12 protein-coding genes are annotated in these 12,498 nt (G+C 59.3%); 3 read left to right on the forward strand and 9 right to left on the reverse strand.

What is annotated here, in order from left to right; translation table 11 throughout:
- The first annotated feature begins 640 nt into the window (after positions 1-640).
- From CABTHER_RS08815 to CABTHER_RS08825, 3 genes are all read left to right on the forward strand, one after another.
- Complete coding sequence (locus tag CABTHER_RS08815) at positions 641-2,209, forward strand: hypothetical protein (RefSeq protein ID WP_014100281.1); 1,569 nt, start codon at positions 641-643, stop codon at positions 2,207-2,209.
- 139 nt (positions 2,210-2,348) lie between these two features.
- A complete protein-coding gene (locus CABTHER_RS15860; RefSeq protein ID WP_014100282.1) occupies positions 2,349-3,608 on the forward strand; it encodes a pentapeptide repeat-containing protein in 1,260 nt (419 codons plus the stop codon).
- Positions 3,609-3,684: 76 nt separating this feature from the next.
- A complete protein-coding gene (locus CABTHER_RS08825; RefSeq protein WP_014100283.1) occupies positions 3,685-4,110 on the forward strand; it encodes a bactofilin family protein in 426 nt (141 codons plus the stop codon).
- A 110-nt stretch (positions 4,111-4,220) separates the two neighbouring features.
- Here the strand turns inward: CABTHER_RS08825 and CABTHER_RS17450 are convergent, their stop codons facing one another.
- From CABTHER_RS17450 to CABTHER_RS08870, 9 genes are all read right to left on the reverse strand, one after another.
- Positions 4,221-4,553 carry a YHS domain-containing protein gene (locus CABTHER_RS17450; protein WP_014100284.1) on the reverse strand — a complete coding sequence of 111 codons (333 nt, stop codon included), beginning with the start codon at positions 4,551-4,553 and terminating at the stop codon, positions 4,221-4,223.
- 99 nt (positions 4,554-4,652) lie between these two features.
- Complete coding sequence (gene crcB, locus CABTHER_RS08835) at positions 4,653-5,063, reverse strand: fluoride efflux transporter CrcB (RefSeq protein ID WP_014100285.1); 411 nt, start codon at positions 5,061-5,063, stop codon at positions 4,653-4,655.
- A 176-nt stretch (positions 5,064-5,239) separates the two neighbouring features.
- The gene (locus tag CABTHER_RS08840) at positions 5,240-6,157 is read right to left on the reverse strand and encodes an MBL fold metallo-hydrolase (protein ID WP_014100286.1); all 918 of its coding nucleotides are present in this window, start codon (positions 6,155-6,157) and stop codon (positions 5,240-5,242) included.
- A gap of 25 nt (positions 6,158-6,182) precedes the next feature.
- Positions 6,183-6,515 carry a hypothetical protein gene (locus CABTHER_RS08845; protein ID WP_014100287.1) on the reverse strand — a complete coding sequence of 111 codons (333 nt, stop codon included), beginning with the start codon at positions 6,513-6,515 and terminating at the stop codon, positions 6,183-6,185.
- A 193-nt stretch (positions 6,516-6,708) separates the two neighbouring features.
- Positions 6,709-6,933 (reverse strand): hypothetical protein, encoded by a 225-nt coding sequence (locus CABTHER_RS17025; protein WP_148264001.1) that lies wholly within the window; start codon positions 6,931-6,933, stop codon positions 6,709-6,711.
- Positions 6,934-7,101: 168 nt separating this feature from the next.
- Positions 7,102-7,872 carry a hypothetical protein gene (locus CABTHER_RS08855; RefSeq protein WP_014100289.1) on the reverse strand — a complete coding sequence of 257 codons (771 nt, stop codon included), beginning with the start codon at positions 7,870-7,872 and terminating at the stop codon, positions 7,102-7,104.
- Between the two features lie 59 nt (positions 7,873-7,931).
- Positions 7,932-9,806 carry an extracellular solute-binding protein gene (locus tag CABTHER_RS08860; RefSeq protein WP_041569176.1) on the reverse strand — a complete coding sequence of 625 codons (1,875 nt, stop codon included), beginning with the start codon at positions 9,804-9,806 and terminating at the stop codon, positions 7,932-7,934.
- A gap of 21 nt (positions 9,807-9,827) precedes the next feature.
- Positions 9,828-11,123, reverse strand: coding sequence for a DHH family phosphoesterase (locus CABTHER_RS08865; protein ID WP_014100291.1), 1,296 nt, complete (start codon positions 11,121-11,123; stop codon positions 9,828-9,830).
- 121 nt (positions 11,124-11,244) lie between these two features.
- Positions 11,245-12,390 (reverse strand): carboxylate-amine ligase, encoded by a 1,146-nt coding sequence (locus CABTHER_RS08870; protein WP_014100292.1) that lies wholly within the window; start codon positions 12,388-12,390, stop codon positions 11,245-11,247.
- Between the last annotated feature and the right edge of the window lie 108 nt (positions 12,391-12,498).

Below are 12,498 nucleotides of genomic sequence, written 5' to 3' on the forward strand. Positions count from 1 at the left end.
GCCCGGCACCCGGAGACTCCAAGGCCGAAGGTGCGATGACGCCTGCCTTGGCCGTGTCAGAGGATTCGGGTCCAAAGGACTCGGGCACGTGAGTATCAGAAACTACTGAAGGATGTGGTGCACTGGAGGATACGGGCACGGATGGCTGCGGGACAGCCGTCTGCCCCGCGCTGACAAAGGAGACTCCGTTTCCGGTCAGAAACCGAAGCTGGTTGGCAATGTCTTCCAGTAGAGCGTGGATTTCAGTTTCCGGTGTGTTTTTCACAGGCATCCCACTCCATACGATTTCTGCACAGGCTGGACAACTCGGCTTTGAGACGGAAGTCCGTTTGGAGTAATCTTGAGAAAAGTCTCACATGACACGGCGTAGCGTAGTCCACTGGGCCACAATCCATCAAAGGTTGCGACGCACGACACTTTTCTATGGTCTTTTGCCGGGCAACTTGTATATAAACCACCTATCCACTGGCTGGCTTCACTGACAAGCCTCATGCTTGCTGTCGTCACAAACGCCAGCCATTGCTTCCGGGAAGCAATGGCGTGTGGTTACGGTGAGCGCGCCGACGTGTCACGGGACTGACTGGCGCAGGGCCGCCGGCCGCCGGCGCTGGCCGCTAGGGGGAAGACCAAGGGTACGACTATGGGTTTTTTCGACCGCTTTTTTGGCAAGAAAAAAGAAGAACCACCCGTCACACCGTCTCCTACTTACGTTCCACCGGAACCACCACCGCTTCCGGCCGCGCCGCCACCCCGTTTGGAGCCAAAGGAGGCAGCGCCACCACCGGTTGAGCCGCGTTTTGAGACCCAGCCGCAGACGCCCCATCCGGCTCTGGAAACTCCCGCCCCGGCACCAGGGGCAGACGCTCCCACCACGGCTTCCACCACCAAAGCAACGGTTTCTGAAGAAACAACGGACGCCCTCCTCCCCGATGCGCTCGCAGAAGAAGAAGACTTCACACTTTCAGGGCTGACCACGGACACCCACGACACGGCGCTGCCCCAAGTTGAGGAATCCCAAGTTGAGGAATCCCAGGATGTATCGGCAGCCGGGGTGGTTGAAGAAGTTGTCGTCGGCGTCGGGACACGGCTGGAAGTCACCCCTTCTGGTGCACGAGGACTGGACATTGCGGATACCACCTCGGCCGTGGACGAAGCCGAGGCAGACGACACAGATTTTGACATCCCCATGGTGCGCACCGATGGGGACGGTCGGACGGAGGTATCTCACCCCCAACTCGATGGACAGTCCGGCCGGCTTGTGGAGGATGAGGAAGACGACCTGGAAGGCTTTGACGACGCCTTCGAGCGCATCTTGGCCCAAGGTGACATGGATGGCCTTGGTGAAGATACCGAGCCGGCCGTCACCACCGACCAAACCGAGGTACGGACGCTTTTTTCCGAAATTGCCGCCAATTACATTCGCCCGGTCAAAGCCTTCATCATCGAGTTGCGGTCGGGTGCGGCGCGCAAGGAATGGCTCGAAATGTGCCAACCGGCCATCAGCAGCCTGGGCAAATCCGCCTTGGGCATGGGGATGGAAGATGTCAGCGACGCCGTTCACGAATTTGAAACCCTGCTTGATGAGGCGCGAGCTTCCCGGGAGGGGATGGTGAGTGGTGAACTGCGGGAGCGCATCCTGCAGCACTACCAGACCTTGACCGACATGCTTCCGGCAACCTTCGTCATTGACGACACCACGCTTCAATCCGAAGGCATGATCGTCAACTCGTTGCTGAAACAAATCCCTGAAGTCGGAAAGGTGACGATTGACAAACTCTACCGGGCCGGGCTGATCACTATCGAAAGCTTCCTTGTGGGCGCCAAGGAAGACTTGGCGGTAGCCACCGGGCTGCCCATCTGGCTGGCCGAAAAAATTGTCGAGAAGTTCAAATCTTACCAGCAACAACTGGAAAGCGGACTGGTCCAGAGCGGCAAGGAGGGATTGCTCAATCGGCTGGAACAGCTCATGCGAGACCTCCACGATGCCCACGAAGCCTATGAAATTGCCACGGCGGAAGAATCCAGCAACCCTTCGGCGGCCGAAGACCGAAGGTTTTACCGTCAGGCGCGCCAGGAAACACAGCTTCAAATCAACGTTCTCCTGGCCGAGTTGGGTGCTGTTGATCTGGCCAATGAGATTCAGCGCCTCTCGTTCGAGAAGCGCATCGAGCGATTGCGGCGCTACATAGCGGAAGAACGGCGGTCATGACGGTTTTGATGACACCGGGTTCGTATGTTGATTTTCAGACACCATCCAGCATGACCTGCTGGGGCGCAAAGGCGATGTATCAAACTGCGCGACCCGCCCCAACCACCATATTCAAAAAAACGGCGAAAGGGGTTCCTCCATGCCTGAGTTCACCTTGGAAGAAGTCATCGAACGAGTAGCGCGCGGCGAATCGCTCGAACGTGCTGACCTGCGCGAACTCGACCTGGCGAAAGCCAACCTGGACAATGCCAACCTGCGGCGCGCCGACCTCGAAGGGGCCAACCTGGAAGAAGCCAGTTTGCGACGCGCCAACCTGGCCAGTGCCAGCTTACGGGATGCGTTTCTCGTGCGGGCCAACCTCGAAGGCGCCAACCTCCGGGGCGCTGACCTGGAAAGCGCCAACCTTGAAGGGGCGAACCTCCGGGGCGCTGATTTATCCCGGGCCAACCTCGAAGGGGCCAACCTCGAAGGGGCAGACCTGACCGGGGCGCGCCTCCCCTCAGCCCAGTTGATAGACGCCAAACTGGGCGTGGCCACCCTTGAAAACGCGGTCTTCGCCAACGCTGACCTGCGCAATGCCTACCTGGGCGGGGCCAACCTCACGGCGGTTGACTTCCAGAATGCCATTCTGGAAGCAGCCAACTTCGAGGAAGCCCTGCTGACTGGGGCCAACCTGCGGGATGCTGTTCTGCGCCGGGCCGTCCTTCCCGGGGCAGACCTCTCCGGTGCCAAGTTGGAGCGCGCCGTACTCGAAGGCGCCGACCTCTCCCAGGTCAGTCTGCTCGAAGCCGACTGCCGGCACGCCACATTCCAGGGCGCGCGCCTCAAAGGGGCAAAATTCAGCCGCACCCACCTCTACGGCAGTGACTTCTCCATTGAAGTGGCGGACGGCGCTGAAGTGGACGAAGTGGACTTCAGTGTGGCCGGCGATGGCTCGAAGTTGGTGCCAGCCTCGGCCTTGGCGGCCTTTCTCAATGGCAGGACAGATGGTGGCACCGCCTCTCCTCAGGCCGTCGCCGTGGCAGTGGCCCCCATCCCAACCAATCGCCGCTACTTCGGTCACGGAGACGTACTGCGGGATGCCTCGCTCGAATTTGATGCTGATTCCATCGTTGAAGTGGATGGACGGTTTTTGAAGTGCAATATCACACTCGGTCAGGGTGCACAGCTCATCATCGGGCGCGAGGGACTGCTGGATAGCTGCCAGGTTCACGGGAGCGGCATCCTGGTGATTCACGGGCGGTTCACGTCTGAGGCCTCACCCGGCATTGATGGGGCGCGTCGCATCATCGTCGGCGCCACCGGCTGCCTCCGGGCAACCGTCAAACAGCCCGCAGGACATACCCACTTTGCCTTTGAACCAGGCTGCGTCCTGCGCCTCAAAACCGAAACGGCTTAGTTTCCAACAGAACCAACATCAACTGATGCACGGTCATTGCGGATGATGCGTTCAACCCCTGACACTGAGGAAAGTCATGGCGGAGAAACTTACAATCGTTGAAGAAGGTAGTGAACTGACTGGTACACTCAAGTCCACCTGTGGCGTCACCGTCAGCGGCAAGGTCAGCGGTGAACTTCATGCACCGGCGCTGGTCGTCGCCGCCACCGGTGCCGTGCACGGCACCGTCAAGGTGGACAAACTCCTCTCCCAAGGCGAACTTTCGGGACGGATTGAAGCTGACACCATCGAGCTTTCGGGCCGCATCAACGACCAGACCACCATTACGGCCCGCTCCCTTGAAGTCAAAAGCTCAAGCGGTGATCAGCCAACGGCTATCTTTGGCAACTGTGTCATTGAGGTCGGTGTTGATCCCAACGAGCCTGCCCCGCCAGCCGCACCACCTGCCAAGGAAGGCAAAGGCAAGAAAGGGCAACCGACACCCGAGCCGACGGGTGAATGACATTCGGCAAGTGACGCCAATATATCGGTCGGGCAAGCCTTGCCTGACAGTCGGTTCTCCGACACTTGGACTGCCGGCAAGGATACCCGACCAGTGGCACTCCGTGACCGTCAGGATTTGGCTTTAGCCATCCGGCGCTGTTTGGCTTCCAAAGCGCGGATGTACCGGCGCGGGTTCTTGTCGAACTTCGGTTTGCAGGCCGGGCAGCAGAAGTAATACCGCTTCCCCTGATAGTCGCTGTAAGCCGCGTCCGCAGGGTCTTCAACTTCATCCAGCATGACCGGACAGATAGGTTTGCTGGAGGGAGCGGTCGCCGCCAGCGGTGGCGGTTCGGCCTGTGCTCCAGTTTGTGCTCCGGTCTGGGGCAGGGCGGCAAAGGTTGCTCCGGGCAGCATCAGCATCGCACCAGCGAGCAGGCTGGATGTCAGAAAACGGCGAAACATAACTTCAGAAAACTCTCCTGATTTGGGTTTGGCACAACCGGCAGCCAACGGTTTGTGTAGCGCAGATTGAAGTTTTCCAAAGAAAAACTTTCTGTATGCCTAACCACGCAACATGGCCCACCCGGAAACCAGTCCGTGGCCGGTAACTTCCCCCAAAAGCAACCCAATCGCCCCACACAGGACACTGGCGACAACATATCCAACCGACCAGAGCGCACCGTGCTCGCGCCACACCGTTACGGTTTCGTATTCAAAGGTCGAGAAGGTCGTAAAAGCCCCCAGAAAGCCTGTGGTAAGCGCCAGCCGCAGCCACACGGGCATACCAAGGGCGTCTTTCAGCAAGGCCATGACCAGCCCAAACAGAAAAGACCCCATGACATTGATGAAAAATGTCGGAACGGGAAAACGGAGCGACCACGTTCCCAAAGCGGAAATGCTGATGACATACCGGAGCACTGCGCCCCCTGCTCCCCCAAGGGCAACGACGGCATAGCTTTTGAGAGAAGCCATCACACAAAACCTTGCAGGCGATTTCAGACACAAGGCAACCCACGCAACGGCGCGAAGCGCTCGCCGGGGACAGCCAGAGTATCAGGAAAAACAATACGGCCGCCGTACGGTGGGATACCAGGTGCAGTTCAGCGCCGTTCCCGGTTCGCCAGACGCGCCAGGGATTCAGATAACCTTCAGCAGCCGGAAAGGGACATCTCCGCCCCGGCGTCAACCGGTTCGCCGGCGTCTGTTTCCACGGCTGACGGACACAGTGGACGGGCAGCGTACTTCCCGTCTCCCGTAGCGACAATGTACCCCCAGGGGCAGTAGTGGTCATGCTCAAACACGTTGATCCACCCTTCGGCGGCTGCCTGGGGAATAAGACGCTTCTTGTTTTCCAGCAACTCAACCGGGTAGAGGTCGTAGCCCATCACCCAAGCAAAGGGAATGTGGGCCGTGGTGGGCAGAATGTCCGCCCAGAAAAACACTGTCTGCCCACCCGGTGCCACGACCCGGACGCACTGCAGGAAGTCGTTGTGGCCGCGCACCGGAATGACCCATACGCCCGGTGACACCTCGGCTTCGCCCTCGATGAAAATGAACTTCCCGGCAGCGGCAATCGGCTCCCAGTCCTCTGGACGGTAACTGGCCCGGTCGCGTTCGTGCGGGTTGCGCGCATGCTCATATTCGGCACGCTGCACGACGTACCGCGCGCGGGGGAAGGTGGGACAAAGCTGCCCATCCGCAGCGCGACAGGTATTGCCCCCGGCATGGTCAAAATGCAGGTGCGTGTTGATGACCAAGGTGATGTCCTGCGGCGCAAGGCCCAACGCCGCCAGCGAGTCCGGAACGGTTGTTTCGTGGGCAATCCCGTACATTTCGATGTGCTTGGCCTGCCAGTTCGAGCCAATACCGGTATCCACCAGAATGGTATCGTGGGGCGTCCGTACCAGCAGCGTGTTCAGCCCCAGCACAATCCGGTGCCGGTCATCGGGCGGCATGACCTTTTCCCAGAGCACACGCGGCACGACGCCAAACATGGCACCACCATCCAGGCGGAATGTGCCATCCGAAATGATGTCGAAGCGAAAGTCACCGATTGTCAGTCCCATCCGGGAGTCCTTCCTCCAAACGCGGTCAATAGCCCCCAACAGCGCCAAAGATACTGGTGCCGGCGACCAGAAGGGCGCAAGCGCCGACGAGCAGGACAGGCACCAGAAACGCCAGCGCAGCCCCGGCCAACACGCCCCACCAGCGAAAATACAAGGTTACGAAGAGGATAATGGCCACGCCCAAGCCCGCCCCGCCAAAAAAAATGAGTTCGGTGATGATTCGCGGCACGTAACTCAGGGCTGTGAACAACACGGAAAAGAAAATAAGTGTGCCGTAGGCCAGCGTCCCCAGAAAGCCAAGCACAAGCTGGATGAGGAAGCGCAGGTTCGGCCCTCCCCCTCCGGGAGCTGGCGGCATACGGCCGTAGGGAGGCGGAGCTCCATAGGCCGGCAGAGGTGGAGGCACAGACATGTTGTAATCTTTCAGGCGTCAGCAAAAAGTTTTTTTGAAGGCAGCCTGATCTGCTCACCAAAGTACGCCCGGCATAACACCAGGCATCCTGCTTCCAGCAAGGCGAAACGTGCGCTCCGAAGCCATGTCGAACCGAAAGTCACCAAACCCCAAACCCTAGCGAGAAAAGCGCCAGAAACCCGCCAACCATCAGAGAAGGCATTGAAAACGCCAGCAGGGCTTCAGCTAACACGCCCCACCAGCGAAAATACAGGGTAAGGAAGAAAATGACAACAATCCCCAGTCCACCAGCACCATAGAAAATCAGCTCTAAACTGTTTCCGTCTGATCCGGGGCCGAGAGATCTCAGCATGGTCAGTGCCATGAGACAAAGGACACCCGCGTAATAACCGACCGTCCCCAGAAAACCCAATACAACCTGAAGCACAAAAAGGGCACTCTTCTCCGCTATGCCAACGAGTTTGTCAGGTCGGATCGGAACGTGCTGGAGTTGTCTGTGAGGTGGCAGGGGGGCAGGCGAGGACATGGCAGCTCAGGAACGGGCAAACAGTTTTGAAATGAGATCCATGACCTCGGCATAGCCACATGGCTTGCCCGACGACTGCTCGATGGCCTTGAGTTTCCGCGCCATCTGCAGGATCGGGGCTTCCAGTTCCCCAAAAGCAATCTGAAGCGCCGTATGCCGGGCGGCTTTGTCCTCCGGCGGAAGCTGGTTGACCCGGTCGTTGAGATAGTTCACGAACAGACTCAGCATGGCGGCGGCTGTTTCTGCTGTTGTCTGTACGATCTGCTGCTGCTGCTTGAGCAGTTCAGCCAACTGCCGCGTCCGGCGGCGGTAAATGTCCGCCTCAGCCGCGATTTCGGGCGCGGCATAGGCGTTCTGGTCAAAGTTGACCGGCGGCAACTCCTGGGTGATGCGCCGGTACTTGCCGGAGACATACTCCTTGAGGATGGCATCCGATTCCGTCACGCCACGAATCTGAAGCTGCTCCTGCAACTCATGCCGGTAGCCAAAGACGCTGCGCAGGTAGTCCTGGAGGTCAGGGCGCTCCATGGCCCCCAGCTCCAGCAACAGAAGGCGCAAAAAGTCCTTGTCTTCCACCAGCCGCGCCAGCCGTTCAAGCCGCTGGCGGTACTCACCGACCAGAAAGCGCGTGAGTTTTTCTCCAAGTTCGGGCTGGAAATGGGCCACCCGCTGACTCTGCTCAAACGCCAACAGCAGTTCCATGTCGTTGATGAGCGAGATCAGCAGTTCACCAGCGATGGTCTCTTGGTCTGGAGGAAAAGACTCAGGAACTCCCATAAATGTCGCGCAAACAGCAGCCTTTTGAGATTTGGCCCCGGGCTTGAGGGGATTGGTGACTACCTGGACTTGATAACTGTCCAATAGTAATCGTATCGCGGCAAAATTGCACCGACATCTTCAATGACGGCACAGCGCCGCAGCCACGTCTCCGGCGGAAACACATAGGGGTTGTTGGCCCAGTCCGGCGGGAGGAAGTCCCGTACGGCGCGGTTGGGTGTTCCGTAACCTGTGACCTGCACGATTTCAGCCGAGGCCTGTGGTTCGAGGACGTAATCAATGAACTGTTCCGCCAGCTCCGGGTGGGCCGCATTGACCGGAATGGCCAGGCAGTCCACGGCCCGCGTCCCGCCTTCCTGCGGCACAACAAAGGCAATGTTGGGATTCTGGCGCGCAGCTTTGGCAATCTGACCGTTGAACCCGTGGACCAGCCAGGCTTCGCCATTGAGTAAAAGCTGCTCAAAGGTCGCGCTGTCGTAGGTTTTGACCAGCGGCTTCTGCGCTGCCAAGTCATCGGCCGCACGCGCAATTTCCTGCTCATCCTGGCTGTTGGGCGAAGCGCCGCGCCGGCGCAGGGCCGCCGCAAAGCACTCCCGCTGATCATCCAGCATGGCAATACGTCCCCGGTAGCGGGTATCCCACAGCGCATCCCAGTGCTCTACCGGCTCCGGCACCTTGTCCCGCCGGTAGCCAATGCCAGTGACAACGAACGTGTAGGGCACCGTGTAGCGATTTTCAGGATCGTAGGGTGCATGCAGAAAATCCGGGTCGAGGTAGTGCCAGTTCGTCAGCCGGGACCGGTCAATCGGACGCAGCAACCCCTGCCGGATGAGTACACCCGCCATGTAGTCGCTCGGAACAATGAGATCATAGCGGGCCACTCCGGTCTGAAGCTTGGCCAGCAGAGCCTCGTTCGAGTCGTAGGTTTCGACCACGACCCGGCAGCGATACCGCTTCTCAAAGTTACGGAGCAGCTTTTCAGAGGTGTAGTTCGACCAGATGTAGATATGCAGGGTCGTGGCCACATCCCCATGCGGTGTTGGGCCCACGGCTACAGCAAGCAGCCCCAGGCAGGTCGTGCCCAGGCTGACGCGGCCCCACCGGGGCAGGCGCTGAAGCCGCTGCACGAGTTGCGCCGCCCCAACCAGCACCACCGTCAGGATAAGCAGCAGACCGGCGGCAGCGTTGATTTCCGGGGATACCCCCGTTTTCATTTTCGAGTAGAGCAGTACCGGCAGCGTGGTGACGCCATCCCCGGCAACGAAACTCGTCACGATGCAGTCATCGAGCGACAGGGCAAAGCACAGCAGTCCACTTCCAACCAGCGCTGGCAGCAACCAGGGCAACGTCACATGCCAGAAGACCGCCGCTGGCGTCGCCCCCAGGTCAAGTGCTGCATCGCGCCACCGTTCGTCAAACCCGGCCAGCCGCGCCCGGACGATGAACACGACATACGGCGTACAGAAGGCTACGTGGACGATGAGTACCGACCAGAAGCCCAGCGGTCGCCCAAACTGCGCCAGCAGCGCCACCGACGCAAAACCAACCACGACTTCCGGGGTCACTACCGGCAGGTAGAAGAGCCATTCGAGCCAGGTCTGTCCCCGGAACCGGTGCCGGCCGAGCGCCAGGGCCGCCGCCGTTCCCAACACCAGGGCAATCAACGTGGCGGAGAGCGCCACGCGCAGACTCGTCTGGATGGCTGCCAGAAAGGCCGGGCTGCGCAGCACCTTCACGTACCACGCGCCGATAAACCCGGCTCCGAAGTCCGCCACCGGCGCTGCCGTGAAGGAAAGCCAGAGGAGCACCAGCAGCGGCGCGTAGAGGTACACATAGACCGCCCCGGCCACACCTTTCAGACCCGTGGCTTCCCAGCCGGGGCGTGGTGAGTGAGACCAGTTCATCCACAACGCGCGCCGGGCCCGGAAAGGCATGGCTTACCAAGACTCCTGACGCTACTCGTCAGGCCGCTCCGGGACCGGCGGACGGATGACGGCAGTGGTGGACTGATTCTCGATGACGCCAATCTTTTCCAGCAGCTTGCGTTTCACCATGGCGTCGTAGATTTTCCACTTCGAGCGCATGAAGTCTTCGTCGTATGTCCCCGACAAAAAGCCAATGGGAATCTCAAAGCCACCGGCTTCGTGCTTGCCGCCACCGTAGTAGTTTCCGTTGGCGTCCCGCCCAAGCGCTGACTTCAGGAACTGGTCCGGGTTGAGGGTGACTTTCGAGGTACGCAGGCTCCCAATGATGACTTCACGCTCACCTTCCTTGGTGATGATGCCGTACACCACGGCCGTGTGAATGTTCTCCTCGGTCAACAGGAAATCGGCCGCCTGCGGAATGGCATCCCGGTCCTCATACCGGACGTAACCCACCCCGGCAATGCTGTAGTTGTCACGGACAATGCGCTTCTCCAGCGCCAGGTTGATGATGTCAATTGCCCGTTTTGACCGCTTGACGTTCAGAATTTCGCTCAGCAGGCTGGCATCCACGAACTGTGACAGGTAGCCAGCCGCCTGAAAGTCACACTCCCGCGCCCGAATCATCCCGTTGGTTTCCGCGCGGATGGCATGCATCAACGCCGTGGCGAGCCGTACGTGCTGGGGATTGTTCTTTTCGAGCGGGAAGGCATCCCGCAGATATTCGGCATAGATCGTCGCCGTGGCGCCAACCTTGCGGATGTCGGTGAACACGGCGTCAATGAGTCCCTGCCGCTCGTGGTGGTCCACAATCACCAGCGGCTTGACGCCGGCCTCACGGAGCTTGCTGGTGAGGGTTGTGGTCGTGCCCTGGTTGTCAATGAAAATGCTGGCCTGATACTGCTTCAGATCGATTGTCGGGTCGTAGTGCAGCAGTTCGATTTGCAAGAGCTGGACGAGCGCCAGGTTTTCCTGATGGCTGATAAAGCCGTCATACACGATGTCCACCGTAATCCCGAAGGTGGCGGCAATCATCTGGTGGGCAAGCGCCGAAGCAATGGCGTCCGGGTCAGGAAAGTTCTGAATGGCAACGATGTGGCGCTCACCGCGACAGGCCTCCAGCGTGGCGATCAACTCCAGCACCGGACGCCGTTCATGATACCCACTCGTGCCGTTGACGGTATTGATGGATTCTTTCCCCTCGCGGCGGGGCAGTTCAACGTCTGCTACTGAGGCCGGAACGAGACTCAGGGAAGCCGGTTCCGCCTCTCTCCTTTCGGCCGCGACTGTTTTTTCGCGTCCTACCGCAGCACTCTTTTCGCGTGACATATTTGATGAACCTTTCCAAGTCCTGCCAAGTCAATTCTTTTTGCAGACTTGCAGCTCAAGTATAGCGCAATCCGGCCCGGCCAATGCACCCAGCCGCACCAACCCGACGGATACCGGACACCTATGCCGGTTGTGGGGAAGCCGCAGAGACCACACCGGGTTCCAGAACACCCTGCAGGGTCTCCTCAATGAGGTTGTCCACAACGGCGTGCAGGTCGCCATTGGTTTCCTCGAAAACCCGCAGTTGGCGGTCGGCGCTCGTTCCTTCCTTGAGAATCGTGTGGATGTACTCCAGTTCTGACCGGCTTCCGAGATCGTCCACCACGTCATCCACGAACTCAAGCAACTCCAGAATGAGCGACCGCACCGGCACTTCCGCCTGCTTGCCCAAATCCAGCAGCTTTCCGTCCAGTCCGTAGCGCACGGCGCGCCACTTGTTTTCCTCGATGAGCATGCGGCGGTAGAGTCGGAAGCCCATGTTCTGGCGCAGCAACTTGTAGAGCTTGGCCACCACGGCCTGAAAAAGCGCGGCAATGGCAATGACCTCATCCACCTTGGATGGCAGGTCGCAAATCCGAAATTCGAGCGTGGGGAAAATCGGATGGGGGCGCAGGTCCCACCAGATTTTCTTGCCATTGTCAATGCAACCCGTCTTGATGAGCAGCTTGACGTAGTTATCGAACTCGCTGGCCGAGCCAAAGTAATCTGGAATGCCGGTGCGTGGAAACTGCTTGAAGACTTCTGAACGATAGGACTTCAGACCTGTATTGCGGCCAATCCAAAATGGCGAGCTGGTGCTCAGCGTCAGGATATGCGGCAGAAAGTAACGCGCCGCATTCATGATGTGGATGGCATCGTCGCGGTTTTCAATTCCGACGTGAACGTGCAGCCCATAGATGGACAGCGCCCGCGCCAACTGCTGCATTTCCTCGATGAGCTGGAAATACCGCTCATTGGGCGTAATCTCCTGGTCTTTCCAGTGGGAAAACGGATGGGTCGAAGCCGCCACGATCCGCAGGTTTTTCTTGTGGGCCAGCATCGCCACCGTACGGCGCAGCCTGACCACATCCGCGCGCGCCTCCTGAATGTTGCGACACACCCCCGTGCCCACCTCAACCATGGACTGGTGCATTTCCGGCTTGAGCTGCTCGCCGAGCAGCATCATGCCTTCATCCAGAATTTCGGCGACCCGTGAACGCAACTCACGGGTGTTGGGGTCAACAATTTGGAACTCCTCTTCGATACCGAGTGTGAACTCCTGAGCCATACGCTATCCTCTTGCCAATGCAGACTGACTGACCAAACTCCCAATTGCCAAACACCCTGCCACAAACCAACCCTGACTGACTCCCGCCCGAAAACACCGGCCGCGGGT

Source organism: Chloracidobacterium thermophilum B (assembly GCF_000226295.1).
GTDB lineage: Bacteria > Acidobacteriota > Blastocatellia > Chloracidobacteriales > Chloracidobacteriaceae > Chloracidobacterium > Chloracidobacterium thermophilum.